At 68.3% G+C, this 21,057-nt stretch carries 20 protein-coding genes; 10 read left to right on the top strand and 10 right to left on the bottom strand.

Features of this window, described 5'->3' with window-relative positions:
• The first annotated feature begins 168 nt into the window (after positions 1-168).
• Entirely contained in the window at positions 169-1,332 is a 1,164-nt protein-coding gene (locus KXZ72_RS09055; RefSeq protein WP_226080394.1) for an LCP family protein, read from the top strand.
• A 3-nt stretch (positions 1,333-1,335) separates the two neighbouring features.
• Complete coding sequence (locus KXZ72_RS09050) at positions 1,336-3,690, top strand: HAD-IC family P-type ATPase (protein WP_226080392.1); 2,355 nt, start codon at positions 1,336-1,338, stop codon at positions 3,688-3,690.
• Here the strand turns inward: KXZ72_RS09050 and KXZ72_RS09045 are convergent.
• Positions 3,687-4,052 (bottom strand): winged helix-turn-helix transcriptional regulator, encoded by a 366-nt coding sequence (locus KXZ72_RS09045; RefSeq protein WP_226080390.1) that lies wholly within the window; start codon positions 4,050-4,052, stop codon positions 3,687-3,689. The genes KXZ72_RS09050 and KXZ72_RS09045 overlap by 4 nt on opposite strands.
• Positions 4,053-4,174: 122 nt before the next feature.
• Here KXZ72_RS09045 and KXZ72_RS09040 point away from each other — a divergent pair, with 122 nt between their 5' ends.
• The gene (locus tag KXZ72_RS09040) at positions 4,175-5,026 is read left to right on the top strand and encodes an SDR family oxidoreductase (protein ID WP_226080388.1); all 852 of its coding nucleotides are present in this window, start codon (positions 4,175-4,177) and stop codon (positions 5,024-5,026) included.
• Here the strand turns inward: KXZ72_RS09040 and KXZ72_RS09035 are convergent.
• The 4 genes from KXZ72_RS09035 to KXZ72_RS09020 all read right to left on the bottom strand — a co-directional run bounded on the left by KXZ72_RS09035 (position 5,023) and on the right by KXZ72_RS09020 (position 8,514).
• A complete protein-coding gene (locus tag KXZ72_RS09035; protein ID WP_226080386.1) occupies positions 5,023-6,048 on the bottom strand; it encodes a Gfo/Idh/MocA family protein in 1,026 nt (341 codons plus the stop codon). The two genes, KXZ72_RS09040 and KXZ72_RS09035, sit on opposite strands and share 4 nt — an antisense overlap.
• 136 nt (positions 6,049-6,184) lie before the next feature.
• Positions 6,185-6,625, bottom strand: coding sequence for a DoxX family protein (locus KXZ72_RS09030; protein ID WP_226080384.1), 441 nt, complete (start codon positions 6,623-6,625; stop codon positions 6,185-6,187).
• Between the two features lie 138 nt (positions 6,626-6,763).
• Entirely contained in the window at positions 6,764-7,213 is a 450-nt protein-coding gene (gene sufU / locus KXZ72_RS09025) for a Fe-S cluster assembly sulfur transfer protein SufU (RefSeq protein ID WP_226080380.1), read from the bottom strand.
• Positions 7,210-8,514: a SufS family cysteine desulfurase gene (locus KXZ72_RS09020; RefSeq protein WP_226080379.1), complete on the bottom strand. Its 1,305-nt coding sequence runs from the start codon at positions 8,512-8,514 to the stop codon at positions 7,210-7,212. Before KXZ72_RS09020 ends, sufU begins: the two co-directional genes overlap by 4 nt.
• Positions 8,515-8,822: 308 nt before the next feature.
• Between KXZ72_RS09020 and KXZ72_RS09015 the strand changes: the two genes are divergently transcribed.
• Positions 8,823-9,722, top strand: a complete 900-nt coding sequence (locus KXZ72_RS09015) for an amidase domain-containing protein (protein WP_226080377.1) — start codon at positions 8,823-8,825, stop codon at positions 9,720-9,722.
• A gap of 46 nt (positions 9,723-9,768) precedes the next feature.
• On the opposite strand, the gene pgm is transcribed toward KXZ72_RS09015, so the two are convergent.
• Positions 9,769-11,412 (bottom strand): phosphoglucomutase (alpha-D-glucose-1,6-bisphosphate-dependent), encoded by a 1,644-nt coding sequence (pgm, locus tag KXZ72_RS09010; RefSeq protein WP_226080375.1) that lies wholly within the window; start codon positions 11,410-11,412, stop codon positions 9,769-9,771.
• A 57-nt stretch (positions 11,413-11,469) separates the two neighbouring features.
• Here pgm and pheA point away from each other — a divergent pair, with 57 nt between their 5' ends.
• The 4 genes from pheA to gdhA all read left to right on the top strand — a co-directional run bounded on the left by pheA (position 11,470) and on the right by gdhA (position 16,269).
• Positions 11,470-12,429 (top strand): prephenate dehydratase, encoded by a 960-nt coding sequence (pheA, locus tag KXZ72_RS09005; RefSeq protein WP_226080374.1) that lies wholly within the window; start codon positions 11,470-11,472, stop codon positions 12,427-12,429.
• A gap of 100 nt (positions 12,430-12,529) precedes the next feature.
• Entirely contained in the window at positions 12,530-13,744 is a 1,215-nt protein-coding gene (locus KXZ72_RS09000; protein ID WP_226080369.1) for an NAD(P)/FAD-dependent oxidoreductase, read from the top strand.
• The gene (locus tag KXZ72_RS08995; protein WP_226080368.1) at positions 13,741-14,631 is read left to right on the top strand and encodes a sigma-70 family RNA polymerase sigma factor; all 891 of its coding nucleotides are present in this window, start codon (positions 13,741-13,743) and stop codon (positions 14,629-14,631) included. The genes KXZ72_RS09000 and KXZ72_RS08995 overlap by 4 nt, the downstream gene beginning before the upstream one ends.
• A gap of 282 nt (positions 14,632-14,913) precedes the next feature.
• Positions 14,914-16,269, top strand: a complete 1,356-nt coding sequence (gene gdhA, locus KXZ72_RS08990) for an NADP-specific glutamate dehydrogenase (RefSeq protein ID WP_226080367.1) — start codon at positions 14,914-14,916, stop codon at positions 16,267-16,269.
• A 47-nt stretch (positions 16,270-16,316) separates the two neighbouring features.
• Here the strand turns inward: gdhA and KXZ72_RS08985 are convergent, their stop codons facing one another.
• On the bottom strand, positions 16,317-17,321 hold the full coding sequence (locus KXZ72_RS08985; protein WP_226080366.1) for a diacylglycerol/lipid kinase family protein: 1,005 nt from the start codon (positions 17,319-17,321) through the stop codon (positions 16,317-16,319).
• Between the two features lie 69 nt (positions 17,322-17,390).
• On the opposite strand from KXZ72_RS08985, the gene serS reads away from it, so the two are divergent.
• Together serS and KXZ72_RS08975 are read left to right on the top strand one after the other, a co-directional pair.
• Positions 17,391-18,650, top strand: coding sequence for a serine--tRNA ligase (gene serS, locus KXZ72_RS08980; protein ID WP_226080365.1), 1,260 nt, complete (start codon positions 17,391-17,393; stop codon positions 18,648-18,650).
• Between the two features lie 46 nt (positions 18,651-18,696).
• Entirely contained in the window at positions 18,697-19,548 is an 852-nt protein-coding gene (locus tag KXZ72_RS08975) for an HAD family hydrolase (RefSeq protein ID WP_226080364.1), read from the top strand.
• Here KXZ72_RS08975 and KXZ72_RS08970 read toward each other — a convergent pair.
• From KXZ72_RS08970 to KXZ72_RS08960, 3 genes are read right to left on the bottom strand one after another with little or no spacing between them, the layout of a single operon-like run.
• Complete coding sequence (locus KXZ72_RS08970) at positions 19,545-19,817, bottom strand: hypothetical protein (protein ID WP_226080362.1); 273 nt, start codon at positions 19,815-19,817, stop codon at positions 19,545-19,547. The two genes, KXZ72_RS08975 and KXZ72_RS08970, sit on opposite strands and share 4 nt — an antisense overlap.
• Positions 19,807-20,412, bottom strand: coding sequence for an Asp23/Gls24 family envelope stress response protein (locus KXZ72_RS08965; protein ID WP_226080360.1), 606 nt, complete (start codon positions 20,410-20,412; stop codon positions 19,807-19,809). The genes KXZ72_RS08970 and KXZ72_RS08965 overlap by 11 nt, the downstream gene beginning before the upstream one ends.
• Positions 20,409-20,963 (bottom strand): RNA polymerase sigma factor, encoded by a 555-nt coding sequence (locus KXZ72_RS08960; RefSeq protein ID WP_226080358.1) that lies wholly within the window; start codon positions 20,961-20,963, stop codon positions 20,409-20,411. Before KXZ72_RS08960 ends, KXZ72_RS08965 begins: the two co-directional genes overlap by 4 nt.
• Positions 20,964-21,057: the final 94 nt, after the last annotated feature.

The following is a 21,057-nucleotide window of genomic DNA, read 5'->3' as shown; positions in this document are numbered from 1 at the left end:
GCGCCCGCGGTGCTGGCGTTGAGGCCGCCGGGGTAGGATATTCCCCATGGCTACGCCAGCACTCCCGTGTTGGATATCCGGCCTTCCGAAGGGATCTTTGTGCCACGAACGACGCAAGCCGCCGCGGCTTTTCCTCCCCCTCGCCATGCCAAACGCAGTACCCATCCGGTGCTGGTCTGGACGGCCACCCTCACCGCCATGGTGATGATGTGTGTGGGAGGCTTTGCGGCCACCGCGTATCTGCGAGTATTGGGTAATATCACCGAGAACGTCGTGGCCCGGCCCGGATCCACCGAGAAGACCGTGGAAATCCCCGACTGGGACGGCCCGGTAAACCTGCTGATCATGGGTTCGGATACCCGCGACGGCCAGGTCACCGGAGACTACGGGCAGGATGAGCACGGGGCCCGCTCCGATGTGCTGATGCTCCTGCACGTCTCGGCCAATCACGAGGACGCCACCCTGGTGAGCTTCCCGCGCGATACGATGATGCCGATTCCCTCCTGCACCGATGCCGCGGGCAATGTCTCGCGCGCGCAGCGCGTGGGACAGATCAACAGCGCGCTGGGTTATGGCCCGCACTGCTCCCTCGACGCGATCCGCGAGTTCACCGGCCTGGACATCGATCATTTTGTGGTGGTGGACTTTGATGCCGCGATCACGGTGACCGAGGCCATCGGTGGCGTGGATGTATGCCTCGCCGAGGACGTGGACGATAAATATTCGGGACTGAACCTCCCCGCCGGAATGCATAATGTGCAGGGCGCCGAGGCGCTGGCCTTCCTCCGCACCCGGCACGGCTTCGGCGACGGCAGCGATATGGGTCGCATCGCCGCGCAGCAGTCCTTCCTCTCCGCTCTGGCCCGCAAGGTAAAGAGCGCCGGAACCCTGAGCAACCCGGTGGCGCTATTCTCCCTGGCCGATGCCGCCTCCAAGTCGATCAGCGTGGACCAGGCGCTGGGCTCGCTCGGCAGCATGGTGGGCCTGCTCGGAACGCTCGCGGGTGTGGACCTCGAGCGCATGGTGCTGATTCAGCTGCCCGTGCAGGACTATCCGGCCGACCGCAACCGCGTGGAGCCGATTAAATCCGAGACGGACCAGATCTTCGCAGCGCTGCGCGCGGATGTGCCCCTGGTGCTGGCCGGCTCCGAGCCGCCCGCAACCGATCCGGCCACCACCGATCCCGCGGCCCCCGAGACCCAGGCCCCCGCGGTGCCGGAGACGCCCGCGGCCCCCGAGACCGGCGCGGCCAGCCCGCCCCCGACCGTTCCCGTCCCGCTCCCGACCACGCTGCGCGGGCAGACGGCCAATCAGGAGACCTGCGCAAAATAGCGCGTGTCGAAATATATGCGCGGATTATCGGATACCGAGGTCGCCGAGCGGATCGCCTCCGGGCGGGCCAATATCGTGGAGCGCACCACGAGCCGTTCCCCGTGGGACATCATCCGCAGCAATGTATTTACCCGCATCAACGCGATTTACGCGATCCTCTTTGGGATCGTGGCCTTCACCGGGCACCTGATCGACGGGCTCTTTGGCGCGCTCATCCTGGTGAATAGCTCGGTGGGCATGATCCAGGAGTTCCGGGCCAAGCGCACGCTGGACCGCCTCGCGATCATCGGCCGGGTGGACCCCACGGTGCTGCGCGAGGGGGAGCGCCGCTCGGTGCCCGCCGCCGAGCTGGTCTGTGATGACGTGGTGATCCTCGCCAGCGGGGATACCATCATCGTGGACGGCCCCGTGCTGACCGCCGTGGGCCTCGAGGTGGACGAGTCGATGCTCACGGGCGAAAGCGATCCGGTGCTGAAAAATCCGGGCGATCGTGTGCTCTCGGGCAGCTATGTGGTGGCCGGTTCGGGCTCGTTCCGCGCCGACCGGGTGGGAGCGGATGCATTTGCGCAGCGCCTCGCCGCGGAGGCGCGCGGCTTCCGCCCGGTGCGCAGCGAATTGCGCGCCGGGATCGACCGCATCCTCAAGGTCATCACCTATGTGCTGATCCCGGTCGGGATCCTCACCATTTTTAACCAGCTTTTTCGCAATAATCAGCCGCTGGACGAGGCGCTGCGGGGCATGGTGGCCGCGCTGGTGCCGATGGTCCCCGAGGGGCTGGTCCTGATGACCAGCGTGGCGCTCGCGGTGGGAGTGATCCGGCTGGGCAAGCGCAACTGCCTCGTGCAGGACCTGCCCGCGATCGAGGAGCTCGCGCGCGTGGACGTGGTGTGCACCGATAAAACCGGCACGCTCACCGAGAACGGCATGACCCTGGACGAGGTGCGCCCGCTGGCCGAGGACGGCGAGATCGAGGACGCCCTGCGGGCCCTGGGCGGGGCCGAGGAGCGGCCCAATGCGAGCATCGCGGCGATCATCGCCGGGCTGCCCGGAGACAGCGCATGGGAGCGCGTGGGCAGCGTGCCGTTTTCCTCCGCGCGCAAGTGGAGTGCGGGCGAGTTCCGCGATCGCGGCGCGTGGATCCTCGGCGCCCCCGATGTGCTGCTTCCCGAGGCCGATCCCGCGCGCGCGGAATCCGAGGCCCTGGCCGCGCGCGGCCTGCGCGTGCTGCTGCTCGGGCGCATCGGCGAGCTCCCGCCGGCCGAGCAAATCCCGGGCACCGTGACCCCCGCGGCACTCGTGGTGCTGGGGCAGCGGGTGCGGCCCGAGGCGCGCGGCGCACTCGATTATTTTGCCGAGCAGGACGTGGCCGTGAAGGTCATTTCGGGCGATAACGCGGCCAGCGTGGGTGCGGTTGCGGCGACGCTGGGTATCCCCGCCGCCGAGACCCCCGTGGATGCCCGCACGCTCCCCGAGCCGGGCGAGGAGTTTTCCGATCGGATCGCCGCGGGCACCGTCTTTGGCCGGGTTAATCCCGAGCAGAAGCGCGATATGGTGCGTGCGCTGCGGGCCGAGGGGCACGGCGTGGCCATGACCGGCGATGGCGTGAACGATGTGCTTGCACTCAAGGAGGCCAACGTCGGGGTGGCGATGGGCTCGGGCAGCCCCGCGAGCCGCGCGGTCTCCCGGATCGTGCTGCTGGACGATAGCTTCGCAACCCTGCCGCATGTGGTGGCCGAGGGCCGCCGCGTGATCGGCAATATCGAGCGCGTCTCGACCCTGTTCCTCACCAAGACGGTGTACTCGATCCTGCTCGCGATGATCACGGTGATTGCAGCGGTACCGTTCCCGTTCCTGCCGCGGCACATCACGATCATCGCGTGGTTCACGATCGGCATTCCCGCGTTCCTGCTCTCGCTGGCCCCCAATACCGAGCGGGCGCGGCCGGGCTTTGTGGGCCGCGTATTGCGGATCGCGATCCCCGCGGGGGCGTGGATTGCCGCGGCCACCATGACCACCTTCCTGGTGACCTTCGATCGCCATGCGGCGCTCGGCGAGGCGCAGGTGCAGGCCTCCACCTCGGCGCTGATCACGGTGCTCGCGGTGGCGCTCTGGGTGCTCGCCGCCGTGGCGCGCCCCTATGTGCCGTGGAAGGTGCTGCTCGTGGCGGCGATGGCCGGCGCGGTCACGCTGCTGCTGGTCACCCCGTGGGGTGGCAAGATTTTCCAGTTGGACCCCGGAAACCTGGCCTTTACCGGCTTTGCCCTGGTGTCCGCGGGGATTGCGATCCTCGGGATCCTGGGTACGTGGCGGCTCATGGCCTGGCGTTCGCGCCGCGCGCGGGCCCGCGCGGGGGCCTAGACCCGCGCGGAGGAGTGGTCGAGCGCCCAGCCCAGCAGGCTCTCCATATGGCCCGCGAGCTCGCCGCCCGCCTCGCTCAGCCGGTATTCCACATGCGGGGGCACCACGGGATAGGCATGGCGGATCACCACGCCATCGGCCTCCAGGGTGCGCAGCGTCTGCGCGAGCATTTTTTCGCTGATGCCCTCGATGCCGCGCAGCAATTCGCTCCAGCGCAGGGTGCGGCCGTTGAGGCTCACCACCACGAGCACACCCCATTTGCCGGTCACATGATCCAGGAGTGCGCGGCTGGGGCAGGCGGATTGGAGGACGCCGTCCACGGCGCCGAAGCGCGCGAGGTCGGCGCCAAGCTCGGTAGTCATTTTCTAAGCTTACCTAAAAGTGGGTACCCCCCAAATGGAATGTATGGGAAAGTGGGAGGGTTCCTCCTTATGAAGCACATCGCCCCCGGGCATTTAACCCATAGCCGCAGGAAAGGTACATCATGTCAATTCTTATCACCGGAGCCACCGGATCGCTGGGTCAGCTGGTCATCGCCGAGCTGCTGGGCCGCGGGGTCCCCGCCGGGCAGATCACCGCGGGTGGCCGCAACGAGGTGGCCCTCGCCGAGTTTGCCTCGCGCGGGCTGAAGACCGCCCGCCTCGATTATCGCGATCCCGAATCCCTGCGCGCCGCATTTGCCGGGCAGGAGCGCGTGCTGCTGATCTCCTCCAATGACATGAACGACCGTGCCGGCCAGCACGCCAATGCCGTGGCCGCCGCCGCCGAGGCCGGGGTGGGCCACCTCGCCTATACCTCGATCCTGGACGCCCAAAACTCCAGCCACGTCCTGGCCCCCGATCACGCCGCCACCGAGCGCGTGATCGAGGCCTCGGGAGTGCCGTTTACGTTCCTGCGTGACGGTTGGTATAACGAAAACTATCTGCCCATGCTGGAGCAGGCGCGCCAGACCGGGGAGATCTCCTCGGCCACCGCGGGCGGGCGCATCGCGAGTGCCGCGCGCGCCGATTATGCCGCGGCCGCCGCCACCGTCCTGACCGGCGAGGGGCACACCGGGCGCACATATGAGCTCGCGGGCGATACCGCCTGGAACTTCGCCGAGTTGGCGGATATCCTCGGCGAGGTACTGGGCACCCCGGTCAGCAATATCGAGCGCACCCCCGCCGAGCAGGGTGAGGCGCTCCGGGCCGCGGGGCTCGACGCGGGCACCGCCGGTTTCCTGGTGGCGATGGACGAGGGTGTGGCCGCGGGCACGCTGGATAATACCTCGGGTGAGCTGCGCGAGCTGATCGGCCGCCCCACCCGCACGCTGATCGATACCCTGCGCGACGCCTAGAGGGAACTCCCCGGGCGCGGGGACATCCCGGCGGCGCGATAGGCGTCGTCGATGAGGTTCATGACCTCGAGGGTGTCCCCGGGCGTGACCGGGAACGGGGTGACCCCCCGCACCGCCGCGGCAAAGGCCTCCAGCTGATACGCATAGGAGCTGCGGGTGCCGAGGTGCTCGGTGGACTCACCGGCCGCGGTGCGCAGGATGAGCCTGTCATCGCGGTGTGGCAGCACAAAACACGGCAGGAAGAGCTCGCCGCGCTCGCCGGAAATCCGCAGCGAAAACTCCATCTCCCGCGCGTTCATCGCGGTGCGGAGCCGCACGGCGGGACCCGTGGGATAGCCGAGGGTGATCTCCATCGCGCGATCCATCTCGGGATCCGCGGGATCGGCCTCGGCGACCGCCGAGAGCACGCGCGCCGGGCCGCCCAGATAGCGGCCGAGCGCGGCCGCGGCGTGCAGGCCATAGCAGCCCACGTCCATGATGGTGCCGCCGGCCAGGGCCGTATTCCAGCGCGCATCGGTTGCGGGAGGTGCCGGAATCACGCAGATGATCTCGGCCCCGGTGACCCGGCCGATGGCCCCCGCGGAGAGCAGCTCCCGCAGGCGCAGGAGCAGGGGGTGCAGCGCATAGTGAAAGGCCTCCGCGGCCACGAGCCCGGTGCGTGAGGCCACGGCCAGGACCCGGCGGGCCTCGGCCGCGCTCGAGGCGAAGGGTTTTTCGACGAGGACGTGTTTACCCGCGAGGAGGGCCCGCTCGGCCCAGGGCCCGTGCAGCCCATTGGGCAGCGGGATATATACCGCCTCGATATCGGGGGAGGCGAGCAGGGCCGCATAGGAGTCCTCGGAGCGGGCAAAGCCGTGCTCGAGCGCATAGGCGGTGCCGCGCTCGGGGGAGCGGGCGGCCACCGCCACCAGGCTGTCCCCGGTGCTGCGGGAGGCGTCGATCAGCGCATTTTTGGCGATCGAGGCGGCGCCAAGCTGGCCGAGGCGCAGCGGCGGAGGGGCGGGGGTGGACGACGGTGTCATGGTGGGGCTTCCTGCTGGGGGTATCGCGGGGTGCGCGTTCCGCCACCGTATCCGATCGCGCGGCCCGGCCGCCAGTGCCGCGCAGAAACGCGGGCCCCGTTCCACCCGGAACGGGGCCCGCGAGGGATGGCCTCGGTTAGGAGGCCGGGGTCTCGGCGCGGCGTGCCCGCAGGCGGGTGGAAATCGGGTGGTCCAGGGCGAAGGCCCCCGGGCCGGTCAGCGCGAGGGCCACGCCACCCGCGGCCAGGGCGAGCACCAGCTCATAACCGCCGGCGTCCACAAAGATGCCCGCGGAGGCGTGCACAAAGATCAGGGCGCCGAGCATATCGGCGGCCAGGAGCGCGCCGAATACGCGCGTGGCGAGCCCGAGGATCAGGGCGGCCCCACCCACCAGCTCCAGGATCGCGACGGCGGGACCCACCAGCTCGGGCAGGGGCACGCCCATGCCGCGGAAGGCCTCGGTGGTGCCGGAGAGGGTGAACTCGGTGATCTTCTGCCAGCCGTGGGCGAGGAAGATGATGCCGAGGGCCACGCGCAGGATTGCGAGGCCGAGGGAGGTTCTGATCGAAGGGGTCATATTGGCTCCTAGGTGCACCCCGGGGGTGCTGGTTGCACGGAAGAGGCGAGGGAAGGAACCCCCGCCTTCACTTGTAGCAACAACCTTGTCAGATTGTCCGCCCCCGCGCGAGGGCCACTCCCTGCTCCCAGAGCTTTATCAGGCTTTCGCCTCCAGCAGGGCACCCTCCAGCGCGACCCAGGCCAGCATCGCGCACTTCACGCGGGCGATATAGCGGGATACTCCCTCGAGGGCCGCGGCATCGCCGAGCGGCTCATCGTCCTCGACCCCGGCACCCTTGGACTGCATCAGCTCGCGGAAGAGCGCGATCCGCCCGGGCAGCTCGGCCACGGGCAGGCCCGCGGTCAGATCGGTCAGGAGCGAGGCCGAGGCCATCGAAATTGAACAGCCCGCACCCTCCCAGGCCAGCTTCTGCACCGTGCCGCCCGCGGGATCGGTCACCAGCTGCAGCGTGATCTCATCCCCGCACGTGGGGTTGAGCTGATGCGAGCTCGGCAGCTCCTCGGGATGCAACCCAAAGCCGTGCTTTTGCTTGGAGGCCTCAAGAATGACCTGCTGATACAGGGAGGCAAGTTCGGGTGAGCTCATCGGTCTGCTCCAAAATAACCGCGCACCTCGGCCAGGGCCGCAAGCGTCGCGTCAATATCGTCGGTGGTGTTGTACAGATAGGGGCTGATGCGGGTGGACGCGGTCACGCCCAGCCGGCGGTGCAGGGGCTGCGCGCAGTGATGACCCACCCGGATCGCGATGCCGCGGTCGTCGAGGAACTGGCCCACATCGTGTGCGTGCACGCCGTCCACGTCCAGCGCAACCACGCCGGAGCGCCGGGCCATATCGGCGGGGCCCAGCACGCGAATGCCGGGGATCTCCCGCGCGCCCGCGAGCATGCGGGCACCGAGGGTATGCTCCCAGTCGTGGATCGCGTCCATGCCCACGGCGTCCAGATAATCGGCCGCCGCGGCCAGCGCGATGGCCTGCGCGACCTGCTGCGTGCCCGCCTCGAAGCGCATCGGCGCGGGCAGATACTCGGCGGATTCCAGCGTGACCGTGGTGATCATCGAGCCCCCCGTGAGAAACGGCGGCAGCGCGTTCAGCAGCTCGGAGCGCCCATAGAGCGCACCGATTCCGGTGGGGCCCAGCATCTTATGGCCCGAGAACGCCGCAAAATCCACGTCCAGCTCGGCAAAATTTACAGCCTGATGCGGCACCGACTGGCACGCGTCGAGGATAATCAGGGCATCCACCGCGCGGCCCAGCGCCACCAGCTCGGCCACGGGGTTGATAACCGCCGTGACATTGGAGACATGCGTGAATGTGAGCACACGCACGCGCTCATCGATCAGCGTGGCGGCCGCGGCCATATCCAGCGTGCCGTCATCCAGAATCGGGATGACCCGCAGCGTGGCGCCCGTGCGGGCCGCCAGTTCCTGCCACGGGATGAGGTTGGCATGATGCTCGCCCTCGGTGGTCACGATGACATCACCCTCGCCCAGCGCAAAGCGCCGCGCGGCCTCGCCGCCGCGGCCAGCACTGGCATTGGAGAGGCCATAGGCCACGAGGTTCAGCGCCTCGGTGGCATTTGCGGTCCAGACGATCTCGTCCTCGCGCGCCCCCACAAACCGGGCAAGCGTGGCCCGGGCGGCCTCAAAACTCTCGGTGGCGAGGGCCGCGAGGGTATGTGCGCCGCGATGCACGGCGGCGTTCTGGCCCTCATAAAACTCGCGCTCGGTATCCAGCACGGCGCGCGGTTTCTGCGCGGTGGCTCCCGAGTCCAGATAGATCAGCGGGGAGCCGTTCACCTCGCGCCCCAGCAGCGGAAAATCGGCCGCCAGCGCGCGGGCCGCGGCATTATCTAGCGCGGGGCGGGCGGGGGAGGGGGTGTCTGCCATGATGGGGCCTTTCAGCCGGGACCCGGGGGCCCGGGAGAGTCTGGGGCGATTGATTCCGCGCGGCGGGGCCGGCACTGCGACGCACCGCCCTCACGGGGAGCAACACATCCGCGGGGCCAATCATTCCCCCGCACCCTCTATTGTGCTCGCCCCGGGCCGCGCATGCCACCCCGGGGCGGCGCGGTGGTGGGTGACGGCAACATAAACGCCGTCATGCCATACCGGGCGGATACACGGGTGGCGTCGTTTACGATGGGACACGGGCTCCCCGGGCCCAGAATTTTCCCCTCGTGAAAGGTGGCCGACCCGTGTCGTCATCCCGGATGCATCTTTTTGCCGTGACCGGCGTGCTCGCGCTTGCCCTGACCGGCTGCGCGCAGGCGGCGCCCTCTGTTGAGGGAACCCCCGCGCCCGCCGCGTCCTCCGCGGCCCCCGGCGCGGCCGCGCTCGCGGCGGTATCCCCGGCCGAGGGCGGCCTGGTGGGCGGCGAGCGGGTCACCCTCACGGGCGAGCACCTGGACGCCGTGACGTCCGTGCTCTTTGGCGAGGAGGCCGGCACCGATCTGCGCGTGGAGGGTGATGGTTCGCTCAGCGTGATCGTCCCGGCCAAGCACGGCTTCCAGCCGGGCGCCGTGGCGGTCACCGCACTCACCGCCGAGGGCACCGCGGTGGCCGGCGGCGCAAATTTTGACTATCGGGCCGTGGCCCCCGTGGATCACCAGATGCAGTATCTGTTTACGCACTGGAATAACTACAACACCTCGGTCTGGGGCAATATGAACCCCTCCGGCGGGGACTGCACCAATTTCACCAGCCAGGGCCTGATCGCCCGCGGCTGGGCGCAGAGCCCGCAGTGGAATAGCCCCGGCGTGAATGCCCCGGCCTCCACCGAGAGCTGGCGGTTCACCCCGAGCATGGATCAGTGGCTCGCGAGCGATGCCAGCCGCGGGGCCAAGCGCCTCGAGCTGGACCAGCGCGATCAGCTCAAGATCGGCGATATCGGCATGTTCCTGTGGACCGGCCAGGGCCGCCCGGATCATGTGATGACGGTATCCAGCGTGAAGGTCGTGGACGGCCAGACCAAGGTGGCGTTTGTGAGCCATAACCTCGACGGCGATTATCGGGACCTCGACGAGCTGATCGCCGAAAAGAACGCCGCCAATACCGGCGGGGCCCAGATGAAGGCCTGGTTCTACTCGATCCCCTAACCGGGAGGGGCCCGGGGCTCACGCACCCGGACCCGGCAAAGCGGGGCTAGCCCGCGAGGGCGGCGGCCACGATCTCGCGCGCCTCGGCCTGCACGCGCGCGAGGTGCTCCTCGCCGCGGAACGACTCGGCGTAGATCTTATAGACGTCCTCGGTGCCGCTGGGGCGTGCGGCAAACCAGGCGTGCTCGGTGACCACCTTAAGGCCGCCAATCGCGGCGTCATTGCCCGGGGCATGGCTGAGCGCGGCGATAATCGGATCGCCCGCGAGCTCGGTCGCGGTCACGGAGCTCGGGTCCAGCCGGGCCAGTGCCGCCTTCTGGGCGGGGGTGGCCGGGGCATCCACGCGGCGATAAACGGGATTGCCGAAGCGCTCGGTGAGCCCGGCATAAAGCTCGGAGGGGCTCTTGCCGGTGACCGCGCGAATCTCGCTCGCGAGCAGCGCCAGGATGATGCCGTCCTTATCGGTGGTCCAGACCGAGCCATCGCGGCGCAGGAAGCTCGCGCCCGCGCTCTCCTCGCCGCCGAAGCCCACGGAGCCATCGATCAGGCCCGGAACAAACCATTTAAAGCCCACCGGCACCTCCCACAGGGTGCGGCCGATCTCGGCGCTGACCCGATCGATCATGGTGCTGGAAACCAGGGTTTTTCCCACCCGGGCCTCGGGCGACCAGCCGGTGCGGGTGCGGAATAGATACTCGATGCATACCGCCAGATAGTGATTGGGGTTCATCAGCCCGGCATCGGGCGTGACGATTCCGTGGCGATCGGCATCGGCATCATTGCCGGTGAGGATATCGAAGTCCCCGCGGTGTTCCAGGACCGAGGCCATCGCGTGGGCGCTGGAGGGATCCATCCGAATCTTGCCGTCCCAGTCCAGCGTCATAAAGGACCAGCGCGGATCCACCTCGGGGTTCACCACGGTGAGGTCCAGCCGATAGCGCTCGGCGATGGCCTGCCAATAGTGCACACTCGCGCCGCCCAGCGGATCGGCCCCGATGCGCACGCCGGCCTCGCGGATCGCGTCGAGGTCGATGATCTGCGCCAGATCCTCCACATAGGCCCCGCGGAAGTCATAGCGCTCGACCAGCTCGGGCAGGTGGTCAAAATCGAGGGGGTCCACGGCCCGCACCTCCGCGAGGCCACCCGCGATCAGCTCGTTTGCCCGCGCGGCAATCCAGCCCGTGGCATCCGAATCGGCGGGGCCGCCGTGCTCGGGATTATATTTAAATCCGCCATCCGCGGGCGGGTTATGGCTCGGCGTCACGATGATGCCATCGGCGCGCTCGCCGCCCTCGCGGCCGCGGTTATAGGTCAGGATCGCGAGGCTCAGCGCGGGGGTGGGCACAAAATCATCATTGCCGTCGATGAGCACCCGCACGCCGCCGGCCACCAGCACGCGCAGCGCGGTCGCGAGGGCGGGGGCGCTGAGCGCATGGGTATCGGCGCCCAAAAAGAGCGGGCCGTGCAGTCCGCGACTGGCCCGATACTCCACGATCGCCTGGGTGATCGCGAGGATATGCGTCTCGTTAAACGCGGTGTTCAGCGAGGAGCCGCGGTGTCCGCTGGTGCCAAACGCCACCGCCTGCTCGGGGACACTCACATCGGGGACGCGGGAGTAATAGGCCGCGATCAGCTCATCGAGGTTGATCAGATCGGCTTCTTGGGCACGGGTGCCGGCACGGTCATTCATACCCACATTGTGCCATCCCTTCGAAAAATCCCCGAGATTGCGCACTATGCTCGTAGCATGTCCGCCGAAACCGTGCCCGCGCCCACCCGTAGTTATAGCTATCTGGGTCCCCGCGGAACGTTTACCGAGCGGGCCCTCGCACAGGTGCCCGAGGCCATCGGACAGACCTGGCGTCCCGTGCAGAACCTCGGTGAGGCCCTGGACGACGTGATCACCGGGCGCAGCGATGCCGCGATGATCGCTATTGAAAACTCGATTGACGGCGGGGTCTCCGTGGCGCAGGACGCCCTGGCCACCGTTCCGGGCCTGCGGGTGATCGGGGAATATCTGGTGCCCGTGAGCTTCGATCTGGTGGCGCGCCGCGGCACCCGGCTCGAGGATGTGCGCGTGGTTAATGCGCACCCCGTGGCCTATGCCCAGAGCCGCGAGATGCTGGACCGCACGCTCTCGGGCCACGGCCATATTCCCTCCGCGAGCAATGTGGCCGCCGCCGCCGATCTGCTGCTGAACGACCATGCGCAGGCCGCCGTGGCCCCTCCCGGCATCACCGAGCATTACGACCTGGAGATCCTGGAACGCGATATCGGCAGCAATAAAAATGCCGTGACCCGCTTCCTGCTGGTGAGCACCACCACGGCCATTCCGCCGCGCACGGGGGCCGATAAAACCAGCCTGATCGCCGAGCTGCCGGATAACGCGCCGGGTTCCCTGCTGAACCTGCTGGAGCAGTTTGCCACGCGCGGCGTGAATATGTCGATGATCGAGTCGCGCCCGGTGGGCGATGAGCTGGGCCGCTATCGGTTCATCATCGACGCCGAGGGGCATATCCTCGATGAGCGCGTGGCCGAGGCCCTGCTGGGGCTGCGCCGCACGAGCGAGAAGCTCACGTTCCTCGGCTCGTTCCCCGCCGCCGACCGCACCCATATCGAGGTGGATCCGCGCTTTGGCGATCCGGTATTCACCGAGGCCCGCGAGTGGCTGCGGCATATCCTCACGGGCGGCACCCCCGCGCCCTAATCCGGGCCCGGCCTCCCCTGCGATGCCGGCCTGACGTTTTGGGTCGCCGTATCGTCATCCTGGTGAGGGCAAAAAACGGCCCCGGGAAAGGTGGCTTCACATGGTTCGGAGTACGGGTTTCGCGCCCCCGCGCAATATCGTGATTTTGGGGGCCGGATATGCCGGGGTCATGGCCGCCAATCGGCTACTCGCGACCCTGACCGATGCCGAACGTGCCGGAACCCGGGTCACGGTGGTGAATCCCCGCGACCGCTTTATCGAACGGATCCGGCTGCACGAGGTGGCGGCCGGCAGCGCTGCCGATGCCTCCCTTCCCCTTGCCGAAATACTGCACCCGGATGCTCACGTGCTGATCGGCGAGGCCCGGCTGATCAGTCCCGAGCGCGATATCGTGCAGATCAACACCGCCACGGGCCCCGTGGAGCTCGCCTATCAGGAGCTGATTTATGCCGTGGGAAGCGCCGCCGCCCCGCGGGTGCCCGGGGCCCGGGAACACACCTATTTTGTGGGTGACGCCTCCCGGGCCGCGCGGGCAGCCGCGAAGCTGGCCGAGCTCCCCGCCGGGGGCCGCGTGATCGTGGTGGGTGGCGGGCTGACCGGCATCGAGACCGCCAGCGAGATAGCCGAGCACCGCCCCGATCTGCGCGTCGCCGTGCTGGTGGGATCGGGCCTGCTGCCCGGATTTGGGGCCGGCGCCCGCCGCTGCGCCCGCCGCGCCCTGGGGCGCCTCGGCGTGCAGATCATCCCCGGCGAACGGGTGCGGGAGGCCCGGCCCGGCTCGCTCCTGGCCGACTCGGATCGGCAGTTCCCCTATGACGTGTGCATCTGGGCCGCGGGTTTTGAGGTTCCCGATCTGGCCTCCCGCAGCGGCCTGGCCGTGGATGATGCCGGGCGGCTCCGCGTGGGCGAGGACCTGACCGCGCTCGGCGCCGCCAATATTATCGGCGCCGGGGACTGCGTGGTGCTGCCCGCGGCACGCGGCGCACACCTGCGCATGGGCTGCGCCGCGGCCCTCCCCCTCGGCGGGCATGCAGCCCGGACCGTGCTGGATCACGCGCGTGGCACCGCCACCGCCCCGGCCTCGGTGGGGTTCCTGGTGCAAAATCTGAGCCTGGGCCGCCGAAACGGGGTGATCCAGCCGGTGCACGCGGATGATCGCCCGCGCCGCCTCTTCCTCGCGGGCCGCGCCGCCGCCTGGTTTAAGGAATATATTTGCCGACTCACCGTGAGCGGGCCGCGCCGCGAACGCACCCACCCGGGCTCCTATCGGGCCCCCGCCGGGCCCCGGCACCCGCGGAATGCGGGCGCCGCATGAGCGCGGCGGTGCTGCCCGAAGCCGACCGCCGCCGGCTCGGTGCCGTGGCCTATCGCATCCTCGGATCCTTTCACGATGCCGAGGACGTGATCCAGGAGACGCAGATACGCTGGGACGCCCTGGGTGAGGAGGGGCGGGCGCGCATCCACGAGCCGCGCGCCTGGCTCACCACGGTGGCCTCCCGGATCGCGCTTGACCTACTCGGAAGCGCGCGCTCCCGGCGCGAGGCGGCCGCGGGGATCTGGCTGCCCGAACCCGCCCCGGACGCCTATCTGGGGAGCGCCCCCGCGGATCCCTCCGCGCTGGCGGACCTGGACGAGTCGATTGGCCTCGCGCTGCTGATCGCGATGGAGACCCTCACGCCGGCGGAACGGGTGGCGCTGATCCTGCACGACTCCTTTGGCCTCTCCTTCCGGGAGATCGCCGAGATCCTCGACCGCACGGCCCCCGCCGCCCGGCAGCTCGCCAGCAGTGCCCGCCAAAAACTCCGGCGGCGGCCCACGCCCGATCCGCAGTCGCCGGCCCGGGACCGGGTGCTCCTGGCCTTTCGCGAGGCCTGTGCCACGGGTGACCTCGCCGCGCTTATTGCCGCCCTGAGCCCCGAGGTGATCTCCCGAGCGGACGGCGGAACCCTGATCCGTACGGCGCCGCGCCCCGTGATCGGGGCCGACCGGGTGGCCCGCTATCTGCTGGGCATCCTCGGCCGGGAGGAGCCGCGGGAGAACGTAACGGCGCAGATCGTCCGGGCCAATGGCTTTGGGGCGCTCGCCATTTTTCGCGGCGAGGACCCGATCGCGCTCCTCGACCTGGATATCTCCGGGGGGCTGATCCGGGAGATAGCGTTTATCGTGGACCCGGAAAAGCTCACGGCGCTGCGCCGCCCCTGAGTGGCAGTATGCGGCCCGGACCCCGTCGCCGGTGATCATCAAAATTTTTCCAAAAATTTGGCTAGACTTCCGCGGAATTACGCGGAAGTTATGATTCGCGGCGGTCACCAAAGGTTGCCCCAGAGGCATCTCGGATTGACTCGGGGGCCCTTCTCGGGTCAAACTAGCGAGGGCCTCATAAGGGCTCTAATTCGCAACGCTGCGTTTTCCACAGGAGTGGCCGGCGCACGCTGCCGGCCCGAAAGCCGCTAGCGTTCCGCCCGTTCGAGAGAGTCTTCCTTCGTGTCTCACGCTTTTGCGTCCTCCGACGCCGTTCGTCCCGTATTCGAAACCGCCATCGCCCGGAACCCCGGCGAGCCGGAATTCCACCAGGCCCTGCACGAGGTGCTGGAGTCGCTGGCCCCCGTGCTCGCGGAGCACCCCGAGTACCAGGAAGCCGGCATTCTGGAGCGCCTCGTGGAGCCCGAGCGCCAGATCATGTTCCGCGTGCCGTGGGTGGATGACTCCGGTACCGTGCGCGTTAACCGCGGTTACCGCATCCAGTTCAACTCGGCCCTCGGCCCGTTTAAGGGCGGCCTGCGCTTCCACCCCTCGGTGAACGCCTCGATCATTAAATTCCTCGGCTTTGAGCAGATCTTTAAGAACGCGCTCACCGGCCAGGGCATCGGCGGCGGCAAGGGTGGATCCGATTTTGATCCCCACGGCAAGTCCAATGCCGAGGTGATGCGCTTCTGCCAGGCCTTCATGACCGAGCTGCACCGCCACATCGGCGAGTACACCGATGTGCCCGCGGGTGATATCGGAGTGGGTGGCCGCGAGATCGGCTATATGTTTGGCCAGTACCGCCGCCTCACCAACCGCCACGAGTCCGGAATCCTCACCGGCAAGGGCATCGGCTGGGGTGGTGCGCAGGTGCGCACCGAGGCCACCGGTTATGGTGCCGTGTTTTTCACCCAGGAGATGCTCGCGACCCGTGGTGAGCAGATCGAGGGCAAGACCGCCGTGGTTTCCGGTTCCGGAAACGTCGCGATCTACGCCATCCAGAAGGTTACCCAGCTCGGCGGAACCGCGATCACCGCATCCGATTCCTCCGGCTATGTGGTGGATGAGGCCGGAATCGATCTGGAGCTGCTGAAGCAGATCAAGGAGGTCGAGCGCCTGCGCATCTCGGTCTACGCCGATCGCCGCCCGAGCGCCCGCTTTATCGCGGGGGGCAATGTCTGGGACGTGCCCGGCCAGATCGCCCTGCCCTGCGCCACCCAGAACGAGCTGAGCGCCGAGAGCGCCCGCACCCTGATCAAGAACGGCGTCCAGGCCGTGGCCGAGGGCGCAAATATGCCCTGTGTTCCCGAGGCAGTGGAGGCCTTCCAGGCCGCGGGTGTGCTGTTTGGACCGGGTAAGGCCGCCAACGCCGGTGGTGTCGCGACCTCCGCGCTGGAGATGAGCCAGAACGCCGCACGCCAGCACTGGAGCTTCTCCGATTCGGAGATGCGCCTGCACGGCATCATGTCCGGCGTGCACTCCGCCGCCTATGAGGCCGCCGAGCGCTATGGCCACCCCGGCAATTATGTGGTGGGCGCCAACGCCGCCGCATTTGTGCGCGTGGCCGATGCGATGCTCGCGCAGGGTGTGATCTAAGACCCCCACAAAAAGGCCGCCGGTTCCCTCGGGAACCGGCGGCCTTTTTATGCCCGATCGGTCGCGGGCACCCGCACCAGGAGGGCATGCGGATCGGTGCGCACGGTGACGGAGCGGGTCACGCCCATCTGATCGCCGTCGAGCTCCACCCCCTGCGGCTCATCGAGGCGTACCGTGACCGAGCGCGTGCGCAGATAGCTGATGGTTTTTGTGCCCTTGCGGCCGCGCGTGACCGTGATGATGCGCTGGCCGATCCGGGACCTGCGCAGCGAGCCGTTCTCCCAGCGCAGCTTGCGCCAGATCCGCACCCAGCCGAAGAGGCCCGCGGGCTGGAGCACCGCGAGGTCCAGCTTGCCGTCGTCCACCGAGGAATCCGGCAGCAGCTCAAGCCCACCCGGGAGGCTTCCACAATTCGCAAACAGAATTGTGGAGACGTTCACGCTGTGCAGCGAGCGGCCCTCAAGCCGATAGTGCAGGCGGAATGGTTTGGCCGTGGCGAGGGTGCGCACGCCGGCATCCACATAGGCCAGCCATCCCACCGTGCGCTTCAGCATCGCGGAGGTATTGGCCATGATCGTGGCATCCAGCCCAATGCCGGCCATGACGAGGAACGCGTGTTCCTCGGGCGGCGCATCCTCGCGCTCGATACTCATCACGCCCATATCGATCGGGCGGCTATGCCCGGTGAAGCCGATCAGCGCGGCCGTGGCCAGATCGGAGAGCGGCAAATCCAGGTTGCGGGCCAGCAGATTTCCGGTACCGCTGGGCACGAGGCTCAGCGGGATGCCGCTGCCGCGCAGGGTCTCGGCCACCGCGCGCACCGTGCCGTCCCCGCCCGCGGCGAAGACCAGGCTCGCGCCATCGGCGATGGCCTCGGCGGCGATCAGGCCCCCCGGATCCTCCACCGAGGTGGGATACCAGCGCGTGCGCGCCCAGCCCGCGGTGGTGGCGGCCGTATTGATTTCGGCCTTGAGCTCGGGCAGTTTCACCTTGATCGGGTTATAGATCACCGCGGCACGGGGCCGGGATCGGGAGGGACGCGTCGATGTCATAACCCGAACTTATCGCCCTTTTGCTCCGGATTCACTCGGGACACCCGAGGCACGGCCTAGACTGGTGGGGTGATTGATCCCGTACTTCTTCGTGAAAACCCCGACCGTGTCCGCGCCTCGCAGGCTGCCCGCGGCTCCTCCGTGGAGCTGGTAGACCAGGCGCTCGCCGCCGATTCGGCCCGCCGCTCCGCGATCGGAGCGTTCGAGGAGCTGCGCGCGGAGCAGAACACATTCGGGAAATCCGTGGCCAAGGCCCCCAAGGAGGAGAAGGCCGCGCTCGTCGCGCAGGTCCAGGAACTCGCGGGCCGGGTAAAGGCAGCGCAGCAGGTGGCCAACGAGGCCGAGGCCGAGTTCACGCGCCTGGCCGGGTCCATCGAAAACGTCATCCTGGACGGCGTGCCCGCCGGTGGCGAGAAGGACTTCACCACGCTGCGCGAGGTGGGAGAAAAGCCCACCTTCGATTTTGAGCCCCGCGATCACCTGGAGCTCGGCGAGCTGCTGGGTGCGATCGATATGACCCGCGGCACCAAGGTGAGCGGATCGCGCTTCTATTTCCTGCGTGGCATCGGTGCGCGCCTCGAGATCGCCCTGATGAATATGGCCCTGGATCGCGCCCTCGAGGGTGGTTTTGTGCCGCTGATCACGCCCACGCTGGTGAAGCCCGAGATCATGGCCGGCACCGGTTTCCTCGGCGAGCACTCGGACGAGATCTACTATCTGCCCGCCGATGACCTCTACCTCACCGGCACAAGCGAGGTGGCCCTGGCCGGCTATCACTCCGATGAGATCATCGACGTGAGCGAAAACGCCGCCCGCTATGCCGGCTGGTCCACGTGCTATCGCCGCGAGGCCGGCTCCTATGGCAAGGACACCCGCGGCATCATCCGGGTGCACCAGTTTAATAAGCTTGAGATGTTTGTTTATACCCGTCCGGAGGATGCCGAGGCCGAGCACCTGCGCCTCGTGGGAATGCAGGAGCGCATGCTGCAGGACCTGGGCCTGAGCTATCGCGTGATCGACACCGCCGCGGGTGACCTCGGCTCCAGCGCCGCCCGCAAATACGATATTGAGGCCTGGGTTCCCACCCAGGGTGCCTTCCGCGAGCTCACCTCCACCTCCAATTGCACCACCTATCAGGCGCGCCGCCTGTCCACGCGCTATCGCGATGGCTCCGGCAAGACCGCCCCGGTCGCCACCCTGAACGGCACGCTGGCCACCACGCGTTGGCTCGTGGCTATCCTCGAAACCCACCAGCAGGCCGATGGCTCCGTGGTGATCCCCGAGGCGCTGCGTCCGTATCTGGGCGGCCTCGAGGTCGTGCGCCCCTAACCCGTATCCTCCCGCGTTCCGCGGCCAATACCAAGGACGTTCCACCGTGACCCTCGATGCACCCCTGACCACCCCCGGCGCGCCCGGTTCCGCGGATTCCTGGCTGGTGGCGCTGGATATCGACGGCACCCTGGCCCATGAGGACGGCAGCATCTCGCCGGCCGTGGTGGCCTCGGTGCGCGCCGCGGAGGCGCGGGGGCACCGGGTCATGCTGGCCACGGGGCGCAGCTGGGGGGCCACCCATATTATTCTCACGGCCCTGGGCATCACCCCGCGCTATGTGGTGTGTGCCAATGGTGCGATGATCATGCGCCACGATCCCGATGCACCCGATGCCGATCACGGCTATGTGCGGGACGCCGTGGAGACGTTTGACCCCGATGAGGTGCTGCGCATCATCCGCCCGCACCTGAGCGATGGCCGCTATCTGGTGGAATACCCGGATGGCTTCCGCCGCTATACCCGCGGCATGACCGAATGGGATCTTGAAAACGCCGAGGAGGTCGAGTTTGAGCGGCTCATGGGCCTGCCCGTGATCCGCGTTGTGGTGGTCTCCCCGGAACACGACGAGGCGCAGTTCTCCGAGATCGTCTCCGCGATGGGCCTGCACCAGGTGGCCTATGCCGTGGGCTGGACCGCGTGGATGGATATCGCCCCTCTGGGCATTAATAAGTCCACCGCGCTGGAATCGGTGCGCGAGTGGCTGGGTGTCCCCACCGACCGGGTCATGGTGGCCGGAGACGGCCGCAACGACCTGGAGATGCTGGCCTGGGCGCGCGATCGCGGCCGTGCCGTGGTCATGGGACAGGCCAGCCCCGAGGTGCGCGCGGCGGCGGGCGAGATTGTCCCGAGTGTCTATGAGGACGGCCTGAGCGTCGCCCTCGACTCCCTGCCCTAGCCGATCCCACCCACCTGCACGCGGACTACCGGTGCGGGGGAGTGCGCCGAGAGCTCGGCGCGCAGGGCCTCGGCCGCGGCGCGGGCCACGAGCGGGGTGGACAGATCGCTGCCCACCCGGATCCGGGCGCGCACCTCCAGCCGGTCGCCGCTGCGGGAGATTGCCAGGAGGGCGGGTAGCGCGGGCGTCGCCGGGTAGAGCGCGGTCACGCCGGGCACGGCGAGGACCAGTGCGCTGAGGCGGGCCTCGAGGGTGCTGTCATCGGTCATCGGGGTCTCCCGCCTTGGTGCCGGGTGCATGGACATCGGTCACGGTCACGTGGACCGCGGCCAGCGCCAGCTCGGTATGGGTGGTGAGCGCGGAGCTTACGGCCTCGCGCACGCGCTCGGCGAGCTCGGGGAGCGGCGTATGGGCCCGCGCCGAGACGGTGACGTTGACCACGATCGGGGCGCCGGGGGAGGAGACATCGCCCTCGAGGCGACAGCTACCAATCAGCGCCCCGGGTACGGCATCCCCGGCCTCGCGCACGAGCGAGCGCACGGCACCCTCGGTCACGCTCAGGTCCAGATCCTCCACGGGCGCGGAGAGGGGAATGCTGCGCCCGGCCCGCGCCTCGCGGGCAATATTATTCATGATCCCGGAAAACCAGGAGGGATCCGGGGCGGAGGAATCGCGCGCATCGGATTCCAGGAGGTCGCGCGAGAGCCGGCGCAGGCGGGTCAGTGCCGCGAGAACCTTCTGGGCTTCGGGATCGTTATCGATCCGCGGATCGGCGGGGGTGCACCCGGCGTCCAGGTACTCGGAGAGCTCCTCGATTGTTTTACCCGGGGTGGAAGCGGCGCGGGGATCGGGTGAGTGTGTCACTGCCAGGCCTCCATTCCTCGAAGTAGTGCGGTGCGGGCCCGGGCCAGGGCCCCGCGGACGGTGGGTTCGGGGAGATCAAGCTCCTCGGCTATTTCGCGATAGGAATACTCGCCGATCTCCTTGAGGACCCAGCACTGGCGCTGGGTATCGGGAAGTTCCTGCAGGATGCGCGCCACCGCCTCCAACTGTGAATCTACCTCGGCGCGCCGCTCGGGGCCATCCCGCGCGGGCGCGGGGGCATCCCAGTCCTCGAGTCCGCTCTCGGCGCGCCGGGCCCGGATGCGATCGATGGCCTTGCGCCCCGTGATCTTCATGAGCCAGGATTTCACGGCGGCCGGATCGGCCAGCCCGTCGAGCCCGTTCCAGGCGGTGATGAAGGTGTCCTGCACCACATCGTCCGCATCGGCCCAGGACCCGGTGAGGCGGCGGGCATAGGCCCGCAGGAGCCGGGCATAGCGGTGCAGCAGGATTTCAAAGGCCCGGACGTCGCCGCCGAGTGAGCGCTCGACCAGGAACGAATCCTCCGCGGCCCGCAGCGCGTCATCCGGCATGAGAACCCCCGTTCCCCAAAAATCTTTTCTCGATTTTGTGACGAATCTGGTCTTCGACTCGTCCTATGGATAACGATAGGTTGCAAGTTCGATT

The sequence above is a fragment of the Mycetocola spongiae genome, assembly GCF_020424085.1.
Classification (GTDB): Bacteria; Actinomycetota; Actinomycetes; order Actinomycetales; family Microbacteriaceae; genus Mycetocola; species Mycetocola spongiae.
This window is presented reverse-complemented; position numbering and strand designations above follow the sequence as displayed.

Bases quoted from the DNA above. Each gene is read 5' to 3' on its own strand.
- KXZ72_RS09045 (WP_226080390.1), bottom strand. From the start codon at position 4,052: ATGACTACCGAGCTTGGCGCCGACCTCGCGCGCTTCGGCGCCGTGGAC.
- KXZ72_RS09040 (WP_226080388.1), top strand. From the start codon at position 4,175: ATGTCAATTCTTATCACCGGAGCCACCGGATCGCTGGGTCAGCTGGTC.
- KXZ72_RS09035 (WP_226080386.1), bottom strand. From the start codon at position 6,048: ATGACACCGTCGTCCACCCCCGCCCCTCCGCCGCTGCGCCTCGGCCAG.
- KXZ72_RS09030 (WP_226080384.1), bottom strand. From the start codon at position 6,625: ATGACCCCTTCGATCAGAACCTCCCTCGGCCTCGCAATCCTGCGCGTG.
- sufU (WP_226080380.1), bottom strand. From the start codon at position 7,213: ATGAGCTCACCCGAACTTGCCTCCCTGTATCAGCAGGTCATTCTTGAG.
- KXZ72_RS09020 (WP_226080379.1), bottom strand. From the start codon at position 8,514: ATGGCAGACACCCCCTCCCCCGCCCGCCCCGCGCTAGATAATGCCGCG.
- pgm (WP_226080375.1), bottom strand. From the start codon at position 11,412: ATGAATGACCGTGCCGGCACCCGTGCCCAAGAAGCCGATCTGATCAAC.
- pheA (WP_226080374.1), top strand. From the start codon at position 11,470: ATGTCCGCCGAAACCGTGCCCGCGCCCACCCGTAGTTATAGCTATCTG.
- KXZ72_RS09000 (WP_226080369.1), top strand. From the start codon at position 12,530: ATGGTTCGGAGTACGGGTTTCGCGCCCCCGCGCAATATCGTGATTTTG.
- KXZ72_RS08995 (WP_226080368.1), top strand. From the start codon at position 13,741: ATGAGCGCGGCGGTGCTGCCCGAAGCCGACCGCCGCCGGCTCGGTGCC.
- KXZ72_RS08985 (WP_226080366.1), bottom strand. From the start codon at position 17,321: ATGACATCGACGCGTCCCTCCCGATCCCGGCCCCGTGCCGCGGTGATC.
- KXZ72_RS08970 (WP_226080362.1), bottom strand. From the start codon at position 19,817: ATGACCGATGACAGCACCCTCGAGGCCCGCCTCAGCGCACTGGTCCTC.
- KXZ72_RS08960 (WP_226080358.1), bottom strand. From the start codon at position 20,963: ATGCCGGATGACGCGCTGCGGGCCGCGGAGGATTCGTTCCTGGTCGAG.